General features: G+C 69.4%; 14 protein-coding genes. 7 read left to right on the top strand and 7 right to left on the bottom strand.

Translation table 11 applies throughout. The features are described from left to right. Positions 1 to 131 precede the first annotated feature (131 nt). Genes OG921_RS08545 through OG921_RS08535 form a run of 3 tightly spaced genes read left to right on the top strand, consistent with a single transcriptional unit; the run spans position 132 to position 3,510 of the window. Positions 132 to 2,501: a serine/threonine-protein kinase gene (locus OG921_RS08545; protein ID WP_266111945.1), complete on the top strand. Its 2,370-nt coding sequence runs from the start codon at positions 132 to 134 to the stop codon at positions 2,499 to 2,501. Continuing rightward, the gene (locus OG921_RS08540) at positions 2,491 to 3,231 is read left to right on the top strand and encodes a cyclase family protein (RefSeq protein ID WP_266111944.1); all 741 of its coding nucleotides are present in this window, start codon (positions 2,491 to 2,493) and stop codon (positions 3,229 to 3,231) included. Before OG921_RS08545 ends, OG921_RS08540 begins: the two co-directional genes overlap by 11 nt. 36 nt (positions 3,232 to 3,267) lie before the next feature. Next, on the top strand, positions 3,268 to 3,510 hold the full coding sequence (locus tag OG921_RS08535) for a hypothetical protein (protein ID WP_266111943.1): 243 nt from the start codon (positions 3,268 to 3,270) through the stop codon (positions 3,508 to 3,510). A 33-nt stretch (positions 3,511 to 3,543) separates the two neighbouring features. On the opposite strand, the gene hpt is transcribed toward OG921_RS08535, so the two are convergent. Genes hpt through dacB form a run of 4 tightly spaced genes read right to left on the bottom strand, consistent with a single transcriptional unit; the run spans position 3,544 to position 7,707 of the window. Continuing rightward, positions 3,544 to 4,107 (bottom strand): hypoxanthine phosphoribosyltransferase, encoded by a 564-nt coding sequence (hpt, locus tag OG921_RS08530; protein WP_266111942.1) that lies wholly within the window; start codon positions 4,105 to 4,107, stop codon positions 3,544 to 3,546. A 14-nt stretch (positions 4,108 to 4,121) separates the two neighbouring features. Further along, complete coding sequence (tilS, locus tag OG921_RS08525) at positions 4,122 to 5,192, bottom strand: tRNA lysidine(34) synthetase TilS (protein WP_266111941.1); 1,071 nt, start codon at positions 5,190 to 5,192, stop codon at positions 4,122 to 4,124. Further along, entirely contained in the window at positions 5,168 to 6,271 is a 1,104-nt protein-coding gene (locus OG921_RS08520) for a zinc-dependent metalloprotease (protein WP_266112287.1), read from the bottom strand. The genes tilS and OG921_RS08520 overlap by 25 nt, the downstream gene beginning before the upstream one ends. Positions 6,272 to 6,306: 35 nt before the next feature. Further along, entirely contained in the window at positions 6,307 to 7,707 is a 1,401-nt protein-coding gene (gene dacB, locus OG921_RS08515; protein ID WP_266112286.1) for a D-alanyl-D-alanine carboxypeptidase/D-alanyl-D-alanine-endopeptidase, read from the bottom strand. A 196-nt stretch (positions 7,708 to 7,903) separates the two neighbouring features. On the opposite strand from dacB, the gene OG921_RS08510 reads away from it, so the two are divergent. Further along, positions 7,904 to 8,392 (top strand): inorganic diphosphatase, encoded by a 489-nt coding sequence (locus OG921_RS08510; protein ID WP_266111940.1) that lies wholly within the window; start codon positions 7,904 to 7,906, stop codon positions 8,390 to 8,392. 62 nt (positions 8,393 to 8,454) lie between these two features. On the opposite strand, the gene OG921_RS08505 is transcribed toward OG921_RS08510, so the two are convergent. Together OG921_RS08505 and OG921_RS08500 are read right to left on the bottom strand one after the other, a co-directional pair. Then, entirely contained in the window at positions 8,455 to 10,068 is a 1,614-nt protein-coding gene (locus OG921_RS08505) for an MDR family MFS transporter (RefSeq protein ID WP_266112285.1), read from the bottom strand. Positions 10,069 to 10,181: 113 nt separating this feature from the next. Further along, the gene (locus OG921_RS08500; RefSeq protein WP_266111939.1) at positions 10,182 to 10,751 is read right to left on the bottom strand and encodes a MarR family winged helix-turn-helix transcriptional regulator; all 570 of its coding nucleotides are present in this window, start codon (positions 10,749 to 10,751) and stop codon (positions 10,182 to 10,184) included. Between the two features lie 127 nt (positions 10,752 to 10,878). Between OG921_RS08500 and OG921_RS08495 the strand changes: the two genes are divergently transcribed. Then, positions 10,879 to 12,219, top strand: a complete 1,341-nt coding sequence (locus OG921_RS08495) for a tyrosinase family protein (protein ID WP_266111938.1) — start codon at positions 10,879 to 10,881, stop codon at positions 12,217 to 12,219. A gap of 16 nt (positions 12,220 to 12,235) precedes the next feature. Beyond that, the gene (locus tag OG921_RS08490; protein WP_266111936.1) at positions 12,236 to 12,940 is read left to right on the top strand and encodes a DUF2182 domain-containing protein; all 705 of its coding nucleotides are present in this window, start codon (positions 12,236 to 12,238) and stop codon (positions 12,938 to 12,940) included. On the opposite strand, the gene OG921_RS08485 is transcribed toward OG921_RS08490, so the two are convergent. Next, positions 12,867 to 13,778 (bottom strand): DMT family transporter, encoded by a 912-nt coding sequence (locus OG921_RS08485; RefSeq protein ID WP_266111934.1) that lies wholly within the window; start codon positions 13,776 to 13,778, stop codon positions 12,867 to 12,869. The two genes, OG921_RS08490 and OG921_RS08485, sit on opposite strands and share 74 nt — an antisense overlap. An 83-nt stretch (positions 13,779 to 13,861) precedes the next feature. Between OG921_RS08485 and OG921_RS08480 the strand changes: the two genes are divergently transcribed. Next, complete coding sequence (locus OG921_RS08480; RefSeq protein WP_266111933.1) at positions 13,862 to 14,749, top strand: LysR family transcriptional regulator; 888 nt, start codon at positions 13,862 to 13,864, stop codon at positions 14,747 to 14,749. Positions 14,750 to 14,763: the final 14 nt, after the last annotated feature.

The following is a 14,763-nucleotide window of genomic DNA, read 5'->3' as shown; positions in this document are numbered from 1 at the left end:
TATGCTTCGTGGTGTCCGTTCGCGGCCCGGCCGCCGAGCGCGGCGCTCCGATGATCGCAGAATCGAACGGCGTCGCGTGTCGCGCCGTAGTCCCGGGAGAACCTCTAGTAGGCGGAGTTGAACCGATTGATATGACCGCAGGCGGAGCCGCCCCCGAATCGAGGCGAACGCAGTCCGGTGCAGCCACCGATGCAGTCGCCTCGTTTGCGCGCGCCTGGGTCGACGCGGTCACCCCGCCCGACCTGCGCGACTACCTGCCCGAATCATCGCGAGCCGATGCCCTCGCCGACCTGATCCGCGTCGACCTGCAGCACCGCTGGTTGGGAAACGGGACCCGCAAACGCCTCGCCGACTACTGTGCCGAGTTTTCGGATCTGGAGCGCAACACCCTGCCCGCCGATCTCGTCTACGAAGAGTTCGTGATCCGCAGGCAGAGCGGCGAACAGCTCGAGCCGGCCGACTGCCTGCGCGAATACCCCGCGCAGGCCGCGGAGCTCAGCGAGTTGTTGAACGTGGACGCCGACGATCCGAGCACCCGCCGCGCACCGGGGCCGGACGCCACCATTGGGGCCGAGTACGAGCCGACCGGGTTGGCCACAGCGGCATTCGAGTCGGCCGGGCCGGCCACTGACGCGTACGGCTCCATCACCCGAACCGCCATCCACGGCGATGCGCGGGAACAGGATGTCGAACACCCGCTCGAGTCGGTCGAGGTCGGCCAGTCCGTGGACGATTTCGACCTGCTCACGGTCCTCGGGGCCGGTGCATTCGCGCGCGTCTTCCTCGCCCGGCAACGCTCGATGCAGCGGTTGGTCGCGGTGAAGGTGTCCGCCGATCGGGGCACCGAGCCGCAAACCCTCGCCCGACTCGATCACGACTACATCGTCCGGATCTTCGACCAGCGAATACTGCCGCAGCGGCGGTTGAAGTTGCTCTACATGCAGTTCCTGCCCGGCGGCACGCTGCTCGGTGTGCTGCGCTGGGTGCGCGCAACGCCGGTGGAGCAACGCAACGGGCAGCTGCTGCTCGACGCGGTCGACGCTGCGATGGAGGAGAAGGGCGAGATCCGGCCGAGCGATTCGAGCGTGCGTGCGGAGATCGCGGGGCTGAGCTGGCCGGAGACGGTCGCCTGGCTCGGCCGCCGGCTCGCCGAGGCGCTCGAGTACGCGGGTCGGCACGGGGTGCTGCATCGCGACATCAAGCCGGCGAACATCCTGCTCACCTCCGAGGGCGTGCCGAAGCTCGCCGATTTCAACATCAGCTACAGCCGCAACGTGGCCGGCACCAGCCCGGTGGCCTACTTCGGCGGATCGCTGTCGTACATGTCCCCCGAGCAGCTCGCCGCGTGCCACACGGACCGGGCAGGCACGGCTGCCGATCTCGACACCCGCAGCGACATCTTCTCCCTCGGCGTGGTGCTCTGGGAGTTGCTCACCGGCAGCAAACCGTTCCCGGACGAGGGCGCTTCCGGCGGGGACGACACGGTCATCGACGCCATGCTCGCCGAGCGGGCGAACGGACTCGGCGCCGGTGCACTCGCAGCACTGCCCGCGAATTGCCCCGCCGCGCTCATCCGGGTCCTGACCACCGCGCTCGCCCCCAACCCCGCCGATCGCTGGGCCGACGGCACCACATTCGCGCAGCAACTCGACCTATGCCTGGATGCCCGCGCCCGCGACCTGGTCGATCCGCCACCGGGAAGCTGGCGGCTGCGCCTGCGGCCCTATGTCTTCCCGGTCGTCGCGCTGGCGCTTCTGGTGCCGAACCTGCTCGCGAGCATCTACAACATCCATCACAACCAGACGCTGATCATCAGCAGGTTGTCCGACGAGGCACAGCGCGAGTTCCAGCTGATCACCACCATCATCAACGTGACGTTCTTTCCGCTGGCCGGCGCGCTGATGGTGTACCTGGCGCGGCGTGTGCTCACCGTTCCCCGAGGGCTGCGCAAGGGCCGCGTCTACGACGACGAGACCCTGGCGCGGGCCCGCAGCGACACGCTGATGGTCGCGGACTGGACGGTGCTGATCGCGTTCGCCTTCTGGGTGACGGCGGGTCTCACGTTTCCGATCACCCTGCAACTCGTCGCAGGCGATGTACCGGCCGACGCCTATGTGCATTTCCTCGGCTCGCTCGTGGTGTGCGGAGCGATTGCGCTGGCCTACCCCTTCTTCCTGATCGCGTTCTTCATGGTCCGCAGCATTTACCCGATCTTTCTCCAGCACGCGAAACCCAGCGAGCACGATGCGCGCCAGCTGCGCGGGTTGGATCGGCGCAGCAATTTCTATCTCGCGGTCGCCGCGTCCGTGCCGTTGCTCGGCGTCGCCGGCGTGACGTTCATACCCCCCGAGGACATCCCGCAGGTCATCGTCGCGGTGCGGGTGTTGTGCGTCCTCGGCATCCTCGCCTTCGTCGGCGCGTACCGGTTGTTCCGGATTCTCGAAGAGGACCTCCGGGCACTGGAGCGGGTCGTCTCGCACGGCAACATGCATGTCCGCTGAGTCGGCCGTGCTCACCGAGTCGTGGCGGGTCATCAGCCTCGCGCACGTGCTCGACCCGGCCAGGATCAGCATCTTTCCCGGTGATCCGCCGCCGCGGCTGACCGAGGTGGGCGCGCTCGACGAGCACGGTTACCGGCTGCGCGTGCTCGAGGTGGGCGAGCACACCGGCACACATTGGGGGGCACCCGCGCATTTCACCGCGACCGGCTGCACCGCCGACGAACTCGACCCCGGCGACCTGTTGCTCCCGGCGGTCAAGGTCGATGTGCGCGACCGCGCCGCCGCCGACCCGGACTATGCGGTAACGGTGGCCGACCTGCGCGACTGGGAGGACGCGCACGGCCCGATACCGCCCGGCGCCGCGGTCATCGCCTGGACCGGATGGGAAAGCCGGTGGGGCACGGATCGGTTCGCGAATATCGGCGCCGACGGTCACATGCATCAGCCGGGCTTCGCCGTTGCGGCAGTGCGGTGGCTGCTCGACACCGGACGGCTGCACCGCCGGGGCGCACTCGGCATCGACACGTTCGGCCCCGACCGCGGTATCGATACCGTCGGCACCGAGTACACCGTTTCGAAGCTGCTCTACCGCGAACATCGGATCAGCCTGGAGTGTCTGGCCGGGCTCGCAGAGCTGCCCGAAGCAGGCGCGTTGGTGCTGGCGGGTGGGGTGATTTCCGCAGGTGGCACGGGATCGCCGGGCACCATATTCGGGCTCCTGCGAATTTGACGTCCGGGAACCACGACCGAGCGCTACCGTGCTGACATGACCGGCAGCAAGCCTCCCGTCGACGACACGGCATTCCGGGTGGGCGATCGGATCACGACCGTGGTCCTCGGCGATTCCGGGACCGACAGATTCGCCGGAACGATCGTCGAGGATTTCGGTTCCTCGATCGATTCGGCCGGGTTGGGCAGAAACTGGGCAGCGCAGCGGCGCTGGGCCGTAGCCCTGGACGACGGACGATTGGTGTTTCGCGACAGCGCGGAGATATCCGCCGTCGGCTAGGTGGATAACTCGGCTAGCTGGACGGCGCTGCCGTCAGCTGTCGTCGCCGCCGTACACCTTCGGGTGCAGTGTGCCGATATACGGCAGATCGCGGTAGCGCTCGGCGTAATCGAGGCCGTAACCGACGACGAATTCGTTGGGGATGTCGAAGCCGACCGCGGCAATGTCCACGTCGGCCTTCACCGCGTCGGGCTTGCGCAGCAGGGTGACCACCTCGAGCGAGGCGGGCTGGCGGCTCGACAGGTTGCGCTTGAGCCAGGACAGGGTGAGGCCGGAGTCGATGATGTCCTCGACGATCACCACATTGCGCCCGGCGATGTCGCGGTCGAGGTCCTTCAGAATGCGCACCACACCGGACGACGACGTCGACGAGCCGTACGAGCTAACGGCCATGAACTCCATCTGACTCGGTATCGGCAATGCCCGCGCGAAATCGGTCATGAAGAAGATCGCGCCTTTGAGCACTCCGATCAGGAGCAGGTCACCCTCGGGCGTGCCCGGCGGAAAACGCTTGGCAACGTCCTCTGCGAGTTCGACCACGCGGGTCTGGATCTGCTCCTCGGTCAGCAGCACCGACGCGATATCGCCCTCGTACAAGTCCCCGCATCCCTTCAGTCGGTCTCGCGCATTGCTTCAGTGTCCTGCGCCCGGTCCGGACCGAACCCGTCGGTGCTTCGCTCCAGCGTGAGCCTGCCACGCCTGCGCGAGGCTACCAACCTGAATCCCGGCGCGCCGCCGCCAACGGCGACCCCACCCTGGCCGCGCCACCGGACGACGAGGTCGTCGACGCCGTGCAGGTGCTTGGCGGTGAGCGCGCGGGCACCCCCGTCGAGGAGCCAGGCGCGGATCACTCGCCGGCGCAGTGCGGGCGGCTGGGCGGCGAGCATCGCGACGTCGAGGTCGCCACCCACCCGGGCCACGGTCAGCGCATCGGCGGCGAGCCCGTCGAGCAGGTCGTCGTCGTCGCGCAGCTGATCGGCGGTGCGCGCCAGCGCTGCCGCGACCCCGCCGCCGAGAACCTGTTCGAGCAGCGGCAACACCTCGCCGCGCAGCCGCGACCGCACGAAGTCGGGCGCGAAATTGTGCGGATCGTCGTACACGGGCTGGTCGAGATCGGCGCACAACTGCCGGGTCTGGTCGCGCCGAACGCCGAGCAGCGGCCGTCCCCAGGGCGGGTCGTGCGCGCGCATGCCGTGAATGGAACGCCCGCCCGAACCGCGCGCAAGGCCGAGCAGCACCGTCTCGGCCTGATCGTCGAGGGTGTGCCCGAGCAGCACGGGCAGCTCGGCCGAATCCGAGGCCTCGGCGACCTCGGTGGCAGCGGACCGCAGCGCGCCGTAGCGCGCCTCCCGCGCGGCTGCCTCCAGTCCGCCGCTCCTGCCGACCCGCACCGGCAGCACCCGCGCCGTGGCGCAACCGAGCCGCAGCGCCGCCCGCTCCGCGCGCGCAGCCACTTCGGTCGAATCCGCCTGCAGCCCGTGGTCGACGATCAGCGCGTGCACCCGCGGCGCCTCGACGACGGCAGCGGCCGTCAACGCGAGCGAGTCGGCACCGCCGGACAGCGCGACGGCGACCGGGCGTGGTGCACCGGTCTCGGCTAGCCATGCGCGCACCGCACGACGCACCGCGAGGACGGCCGCCGTCTCCGGCAGCACTGCTAGCCCAGCACTCGCGCGATCCATTGGTCCGGCTCATCGATCTCGCTGGTCAGCGGCAGCGTCTCGGCCCCGGTCCAGATGGTGTTGAACTCGGCCATTCCGACGCGGCCGACGACGTGGTCGACGAATGCCTTGCCACGCACGTACTGCGCCATTTTCGCGTCGATGCCGAGCAGTGCGCGGATGAGCTTCTGCAGTGGGTTGACCGAGCGTGTGCGGCGAGCCTCGAACGAACTCCTGATCTGCACCACGGTCGGCACCACAGCCGGTCCGACGGCGTCCATCACGTGGTCGGCATGCCCCTCGAGCAGGGTGCCGAGCATGAGCAGCCGGTCGAGCGCGTCGCGCTGCGCGGGCGGCTGCGTGGCGCGCAGCACCCCGAGCAACCCGCCTTGCCCCGGGTCGGGCGGCTGGCGGCGGCGTTCGCGCAGGGCCTCGTTCAGCCGGCTCAGCACCTCGGTCATCGACTCTTCGGTGACGGCGCTCAGGTCACCGACCGCCTGCTGCATGTAGCCGGCCAGCCATGGCGAGGAGGAGAACTGCACACGGTGGGTCACCTCGTGCAGGCACACCCAGAGCCGGAAGTCGCTCGGGTTCACCTTCAACGTCCGTTCGACCGAGACGATGTTGGGCGCCACGAGCAGCAACGATCCGTCGTCGCCGGTGAACGGGTCGTACTGGCCGAGGATCGCGGTGGAGACGAACGCGAGCATCGCGCCGGCCTGCAGTCCGCCCGCTTTGCCGGCCAGCGCGAACTTCGACTTCTGCTCGCTCGGCTCGCCAGCGTCGAGCCCGCCGGCGGTGAGCGCCGCCATCGATCGTGCCGCGGCGTGCACCCAACCCGGCCGGTCGAGGATCTGCGCGGCGGGGATCGGGAGACCATCGGCGAGCCCGGTCACCTCGCGGACCGGCCCTTCCGCCCGCACCGACGCCTCGGTAAGTTCGGCCACCGCTTGTTCGGCGGTGTAGCGGGAGGTCAGCGGCCCGCGCGGAACGAGTCGGGTCCCGGTCTTGGCGGCGAGTCCCCAATCGACGGCACCGGCGAGGGCAGAGCGCTGCTGCTCGGCCGGTTTCGGGGTTTCGGCTAGCTCTGTATCGGACATCTGGGCATCGGTCGCTTCGCTCGCTTGGGTATTCGTCATCGACACCCACAGGATCGCAGCGTTGCGGCCACCGCGTCGAGCGCCGGCCTGCTATCCGCGGGCGAGGTGCCGTTGGACAGCAGAGCGAACGTCAGCACGCGCTGGTCGACGTCGATGACGAAACCCACCAGCGCGCTGGCTTCCGACAGCGTGCCGGTCTTGGCGCGAACCCACCCGGCCCCGGCGCGGTCGCCCGCGGCGTAGCGGTCGGCGAGGGTGCCCGTCGCCCCCGCGACCGGCAGGTAGTCCAGCATCGGTCGCAGCTCGGGGTGCTGCGGGCCGGCCGACATCGCGATGATCCGGCCGAGTACCCGAGCGGGCGCGAGGTCCTGCACCGAGAGACCGGAGTTATCGGCCATCCGCACTCCCGCCATGTCGACGCCGGCACCGCCGAGCACGTCCGACACCGCGCGCACCGCACCGGCGAAGGAGCCGGCGTTCGCGTTCGTGTCACCGCCGCGCCCCATCGCGACCTCCCGGCCGATCGCCTCGGCGAGCACGTTGTCCGACCGCCACATCATCTGGCCCAGCCGGTCGCGCAGCGGCGCCGACTGCACCGACGCCACCGGAGCCGCACCCGAGGGTGCCGTGCCGAGCCGGACGTTGGCCGGGTCGATCCCGAGTGCCACCGCGAGGGCGCGGCCGGCGTCGAGCGCGGGCGTCGGGCTGCGTGGCGACTCGTCCTCGAGCGGAACGGTGCGCGCACCGTCGATCATCACCGGCTCGATCGGCGCGATGTACCCGCCCGCGATGTCCTCGGGCACCCAGCCGTCGGCCATCGTGGGGCCCGAGTAGGCGGTCGTGTCGACCAGGATCGTGTCCGGCAGGGCCCCGCTGCGCCGCACCTGTTCGGCCAGGTCGTCGATCCGCGCCGCGCCGGGATAGAAGTTCGGCGCGCCGATCGGCTGCGCCGTCAGCGTCGGGTCGCCGTGTCCGACGAAGACCAGTTCGTTGGGTGCGGCGCCGCGCAGTACGTCGGTACGCACCCGATGATCGGGCGGTAGGGACAACATCGCCGCGGCCGCGGTGAGCACCTTGGCCGTCGACGCGGGCGTCATCGGCGCGTCGGCGTCGGCACCCCACAGCACGGTGCCGGTTTCCGCGTCGTTCACCACGCCGGTGAGTCGGCCCAGCGCCGGGTCGGCGATCACCGGCGCAAGCGTGGCGGCCAGGACCTCGGGTACCGGGCTCGGCGCATTCTGCGGGACGGCCGCAACCTGCGGCGCGGGCAGGACGGGTGGTGGCGCGGGAGCGGTGGTCAGTGCCTGGCTGCCCAAGTCGTCCCACGGCGCTGCCACGGTCAGCGCGACCACACCAGCGATCAGGACCGCGACCGCGAGCAACGACAAGACGATGCGATTGCGTCGCCGACGGCGACCGAGCGCGACCGAGCCCATAACCTTCTTGCGCTGCTTGTCGGCAGGTTCCGCTGGTGACTTGATCGGCTGCCCCGCCACTGTTCTCCCGTCCGGGTGTGGGTGTACCTCGCCGCCCACAATATCCTCGACGCGGTACCCTTCCACCGACGAAATGCCGGGTCGACGCGCGCCGATCGCCGCGTCCCCAAGACCGCCAGCTACAAGGGAGTGCAGCGTGGAGTTCGACGTCACTATCGAGATCCCCAAGGGTCAGCGCAACAAGTACGAGATCGACCACGAGACCGGCCGCATCCGGCTCGATCGCTTCCTCTACACCTCGATGGTCTATCCCGCCGACTACGGATACATCGAGAACACACTCGGCGAGGACGGCGATCCGCTCGACGTGCTCGTGCTGCTCCCGGAGTCGGTGTTCCCGGGCGTGCTGATCAACGTGCGCCCGGTCGCGATGTACAAGATGACCGACGAGAAGGGCGGCGACGACAAGGTTCTCGCTGTGCCGGCCGGCGACCCGCGCTGGGATCACATCCAGGAACTCGCCGATGTGCCCGAGTTCGAACTCGCCGCGATCAAGCACTTCTTCGAGCGCTACAAGGATCTCGAGCCCGGCAAGTTCGTCAAGGGCTCGGAGTGGGTCGGTCGCGCCGAGGCCGAGGCCGAGGTCGAGGCCTCGATCGCCCGGCTGAAGGGACAGGGCCACTAAGCCCGCGCCGCAACACCTGACGACGCCGCTCGTGCCATCCGCGCACGGGCGGCGTTTGGCGTCTACGCGAGAGGCTCCGGCCCCGCCGCGGCCGCGGCTTTCTCCGGTACTGCCGAAGTGCGCAGCGGGATCTCCTTCCAGAACAGCACCAGCACGAATCCGAATGCGACGACCAGCGAGACGCAGAGGAACACCGTGGACATCGCGTTGGCGAAACCGACCTGGAACGGTCGCGCCAGCGCCGGACTGAGCTGCTGCACGATCGACGAGTCGGTCAGCACATGTTCGGCGACCGCGGGGTCGTGGTTGGCCAGTCCGCCGGCCAACATCTGATCGACGGGATCGGCGCCGGGCTGGTTTGCCGCCGCGATCGCCTGCGTGAACTCCGGATTCTGTGCCGAGGCCTGTAGCTCCCCGGCGATGCTCGGCGCGAGCTGCGCGAACAGGATCGACAGAAACACCGCGATGCCGAGCGTGCCACCGATCTGGCGGAAGAACGTCGCTGCTCCGGTAGACAGACCCATGTCCCGTGCGGGCAATGCGTTCTGCAGCGCGAGCATCAACGGCGCCATCGTGTTGCCGAGCCCGAGGCCGCTGATCAGCATGAACACCATGGCGACCGGCAGCGGGGTGTCGGCGCTGACCAGGTGCAGCAGGAACATTCCGATGCTGGCCAGCGCGAGTCCGGCGAGCGGGAAGATCCGGTAGCGCCCGGTACGGGAGATCAGCTGACCCGACAGGATCGAGCCGAGCATCATGCCGAGCACCAGCGGCAGCATTGCCAGACCGGCGAGGGTGGGGCTCGCTCCGCGCACCACCTGCAGGTACTGCGGGATCAGCGTGATGCCGCCGAACATGCCCGCGCCGATCACCACGGAGATGACGATGCCGAGCGCGAAGGTCCGGTTGCGGAAGATGCGCAGCGGAATGAGCGCGTCCTCCTTCATCCACGCCTCGATCGCGATGAAGGCTGCCACGCCGATCGTGCCGATGACATAGCAAGCCCAGGAACGCGGGGCGTCCCAGCCCCAGATCCGGCCCTGTTCGGCGACGACGAGCAGCGGCACGATCCCGATCGCGAGCGCCGCCACGCCCCAGTAGTCGACGCGCAACGAGCCGTGCTCGCGCCGCGGCAGGTGCAGCACCCGCGACACCACGATCAGTGCGATCAATCCGATCGGCACGTTCACCAGAAACACCCAGCGCCAGCCGCTGATGCCGAGGATGGTCTCCTGCCCGGCGAACAGTCCGCCGAGCACCGGGCCGAGCACGCTCGACGTCCCGAACACGGCGATGAAATAGCCCTGGTAGCGGGCCCGCTCCCGGGGGCTGACGATGTCACCCATGATCGTCAGTGCGAGCGACAACAGACCGCCCGCCCCGAGGCCCTGGAACGCCCGGAACGCGGCCAGCTCGTACATCGACTGCGCGGTCGTACAGAGCAGTGATCCGACCAGGAAGATCGAGATTGCGGCGAGGTAGAACGGCTTGCGGCCGTACATGTCCGACAACTTGCCGTACAGCGGCGTGGCGAGCGTGGCGGTGATGAGGTACGCCGTGGTGACCCAAACCTGCAGCGCATAGCCGTTGAGATCGTCGGCGATGGTGCGGATCGCGGTCGAGACGATGGTCTGATCGAGGGCGGCGAGCAGCATGCCGAGCATCAGCCCGCTCATGATCACGAGGATCTGGCGATGGGTGAAACCCGGCGCGACGACCGCGTCGTCGATATCGGCGCCCGCGTTTTCGGTGCCGGCGCTGTGTGCAGTGTGTTCCGACATTGGTTGCGTCACACGGCTGTCGCGTCGAGCCTGCGCCGAAGCGCGGCGAGCAATTCGGGGCGGAACCGCTCGTAGTCGCCGACGAATTTCTCCAGCAGCCGGACGAAATCGGCCCGGTCGTCGGTGGGCCAGTCCGCGACAATCTTCCCGACACTCGCGGTGCGGCGGCGGCGCGTGTCCTCCACCATCGCCTGCCCGTTGTCGGTGACGCTCAAGACGCACGCCCGGCCGTCTTCGGGGTCGGGTACTCGGGCGACGAGTCCACGCTTCACCAGGGTGGCCACCTGCCGGCTGACCGAGGACGGGTCGGCGTACAACGCCTCGGCGAGCACACCTGCGCGCATCGGGCCCTCGGACTCGAGCCGCAGCAGGCAGTGAAACACGGCGATGTCGAGTTGGTCTGCCACGATGTCGGCCATCTGCGCGAAGGTCCGGTCGCGTACGCGCTGCAGTTTCGTGAGCGCCACCGCGAGGTCGCGGGCCAGCGGATCCTCGGCCTGCTCGGGGCCCTCGTCCAACTCGCCTAACTGGTCGGACTTCGGGCGATCTTGCGTCGCCGTGCGATTCGGGTCGGTCACCACACCACCAATGCTTGCGTCCTGCAACTTGTTGTTCCGCGAAAGTATGCAGTGGGTCACAGCCGTGGGCAAGCGCGGTACCCGTGTTCGGCAGACAACCCGGCTCGGGCCAACGAGAATCGGCGCCGTGGCAACCGATTTCGTGCGACGCAACGTCTGGACGCTGGAGGCCGCCGGACCATGGCACCCGACCTTGCTCGCCTACGCCAGCGCGATCACCGTCATGTCGCAACTACCCGACGCCGACCCGCGCAGTCTCGCCTACCAGGCCGCGGTGCACGGCAACGTCGTCGCCGACGAGTTTCTCGACCAGTGTCAGCATCAGGGCTGGTACTTCCTGCCCTGGCACCGGATGTACCTGTACTGGTTCGAGGACATCGTCCGCACCATCGTCGCCGGTCTGGACGGCGTAGACGACCAGACCCGTGCCGAGTGGGCGCTGCCCTACTGGGACTACGGCGGCGCCGCCGAAACCCGGGCGATCCCGCCTACGTTCCTCGCCGCGACACTGCCGGACGGCACCCCCAATCCGCTGCGGGTGCCGCGCCAGCTCGACGTCGGCGATCGCCTCGACGGGACGGACGTGGACACCGGCGCGGCGCTGCGCAGCGACCGGTTCGCCGGTATCGGCGGCTTCGGCGGTGCCCGAACCGGCCACAACCACTTCGCCGAGGATCCCGATGCCCGCGCCGGAACGCTGGAGATGACCCCGCACAACACGGTGCACTCCACCGTCGGCGGGCTGCTGGGGCAGTTCGAGACGGCGGGGCTCGACCCGCTGTTCTGGCTGCACCACGCGAACATCGACCGGCTGTGGGAGGTGTGGGCCGTGACGATGGGCCACGCGAATCCGAACGAGCCCGCGTGGCTCACCGGCCAGACGTTCCGGTTCCGCGACGGAACCGGCGCCGAGCGAGCGCAACAACCGGCGGACGTGACCACGACGCTGACACAATTGCACTACGAGTACGAGGACATCTCCGGTCCACCCGCAACCCCGGGAGAGGATGTGCCGCGATCACGCCGGCCGACCGAGCTGATCGGCGCGACCGACGAAAGCATGGCGCTGACCGGTGAATCCGCGTCGTCGGCATTCGACGTCGCACCACCGACCCGGCGCTCCCCCGGCCGGGTCTTCCTCACCGTCGACGACGCAACGGCGAGCGAAATGTCGGCGATGACCTACCGCGTGTACCTGACGGTGCCGGACGACGACCCGGCCACCACCGACGAATTCCTCGTGGGTACGGCGTCGTTCTTCGGTGCGGACCGCAGCGGCGCCGCCCTGCGGCTGGCGTTCGACGTCACCGACGTGTTCACCCGGCTGCGTGCCGACGAGCGCTGGACCGATCGGGTCTCGGTCACGTTCGTACCGAACTGGATCGCAGGGGGCCAGTCCACCGGCGAGCGGCTGCCGCAGCAGCCCGGCGAGGTCCGCGTCGGGCGCGTGGGGATCGTCGTCGAGTGATCGGACCCGAGTAACGATGGCGCTAGCGGTCGGTGTGTGGTCCGGCACCCGCGACGAGGTGCTCGCCCTGCACCCGGAGTTGCCCTTCGCCATGGTCGCCGGACTCGGGTGGGCGCTCGTCGCACTCGCGCACGCCCGCGGGTGGCCGCACGGATCGAGCGCCGCGGCGCTGGCCGCCTGCCTCGCGATGACCGTCGCGATGATGGCGCCGACGGCCCTCCCGGCGGCCCGGCGCGTCGCCCTGGACGGGTTGTTGTCGCGACGCCGGCGCGGGCCCGCGTTGTTCCTCTCGGGCTATCTCGTAGTGTGGATCTCGTTCGGCGCCATCATGTTCGGCGCGCTCGCCGTCGTGCCCGGTGCTGCGGCGCTCACGCCTGTGGCGCTGGCCGGCGCGGCCGTCTGGGAGCTGACGCCGGGCAAGCGGGATTTCGTCCGGAGTTGTCAGCGGGTGCCCGCCATCGCACCGCGGGGCCGGGCCGCCGATCACGGCTGCGTCGCCGCCGGACTGACGAGCGGATACCGGTGCATCGGCGGTTGCGGTGTGTTGATGCTGGCCACCTATACCGCTGGGCATTCGCTCGGGCCGATGCTGCTGGTGAGCGGAATCGTGTACGCGCAAAAGCTGCGCACCGATGGCGTCCGGCTGCTCAGGCCGGCTGCGGCACTGCTTGGCTTGGCTGCCCTGCTGGCGGAATCGGGACTGCCTGCGGGACTGGGCTGAACGCCGCACGCCGGTCCGCCCGCGCCGCGCCGATGCCCGCAGCGACGACCAATACCATGCCGAACGCACCACCGAGCCACGGGACTTGTTGCAGCACAACCAGTCCGATCAGCATGGCGATCGCGGGTTCGAGGCTCATCAGGGTGCCGAATGTGGCCGTGGACACCCGTCGCAGCGCGACCATCTCCAGCGCGAACGGCACCACGGGCAGCAGTATCGCGAGTGCGAGCCCGGCCAGCAGAAGCTGCCAGGTGAGCAGCGGCAGCACGGCGGGTCCGGCCACGAGCGTGCCGACGATGCCGGCGACCGGCATGGAGACCGCGAGCCCGCCGAAGCCGGAGACCGCCGCACCTACGCGCTCGGTCAGCAGAATGTAGGCCGCCCAGCATGCGGCCGCGCCGAGCGCGAAGCCGACGCCCACGAGGTCGGTCCCGCCTTGCCACGGCTCGGTCATCAGGACGACGCCCGCGCCCGCGAGTACCGGCCAGATCAGCGCGCGACGCGACCCGGCATGGAACACGGCGACACCGAGCGGGCCGAGGAACTCCAGCGCACTCGCGGTGCCGAGCGGCAATCGCGCGATCGCCGCCATGAACAGCAGCGTCAGGCCCGCTGTCACGATGCCGAGGGCGACGCAGGCGAGCAGGTCGGCCCGCCGGAAGTCGCGTAATCGCGGTCGCACCAGCACGAACATCAGCAGCCCGGCGAAGACCAGGCGCAGGAACGCCACGCCCTCGGCGCCGACGTAGTCGATGAGTCCGACGGACGCGGCGAGCCCGAGTTGGACGCAACACATCGCCAGGACGGCCATGCCGGTGCCGGCGTAGGAGGTGCGCATGCACCCATTGAAGAACTCCGGGACCGTCCACGTCCACCTGCTATTTATGGACATATCGTTCGCGATTCATGAATGATTGACCGGTGGACACCCGCCGCCTGGAGATGCTGCTCGAGCTCTCGGAACTCGGCTCGATGCGTGAGGTGGCCGATGAACTCGGCGTCACCACCTCGACGGTGTCGCAGCAACTCGCGATGCTGGCCCGCGATGTGCACGTCCCGCTGCTGGAGCCGGACGGACGCCGGGTGCGGCTCACCCCGGCAGGCCGTCGACTGGCCACGCACGCCGTGACGATCCTCGCGGCGGTGGAGGCGGCCCGGATGGACCTGGATCCCGACAGCGAGCCGGTCGGCGAAGTCCGGGTCGCTTCCTTCGCCTCGGCGGCCCGCAGGCATCTGCTGCCGCTGGTCACGCAACTGGCCGACACCGCGCCGAAGCTGCACCTCGTGATGCGCGAGCACGAACCCGCGGAGGCGCTCGATCTGCTGGCCCGGGATCGGGTCGATCTGGCGTTGGTCTACGACTACAACCTCGCGCCGCACCGCCTGCCGGATTCGGTGCACGCCGCCGCGATCGACACCACCCGATGGGGGCTGGGCGTCCCCGCGGGCACCGACACGACGGGATCGGCGGCCGCGGTGTTCCGACGGTTCCGCGACGGTGAGTGGATCGTCAACTCGCGCAATACGGCCGACGACGAGGTGGTCCGCACGATCGCGGCACTGGCCGATTTCACCCCGCGTATCACCCACCGGGCCGACAGCCTGGAACTGGTTCAGGATCTGATCGCCGCCGGCCTCGGCGTCGGCCTGCTCCCCGCCGCGATGCCCGCCGTGCCGGGCGTCGACATCACCGCCCTGCACGATCCGGCGGTCACGCTGCGCAGCTACGTGGTGACCCGGCGCGGCCGCGAGTCGTGGGCGCCGGTGGCATTGCTGCTGCGCCTGCTGACCCCGGCTATTCGCCGCTGATCTATTCGCCGCTG

Source organism: Aldersonia sp. NBC_00410, from assembly GCF_026342035.1.
GTDB lineage: Bacteria > Actinomycetota > Actinomycetes > Mycobacteriales > Mycobacteriaceae > Aldersonia.
This window is presented reverse-complemented; position numbering and strand designations above follow the sequence as displayed.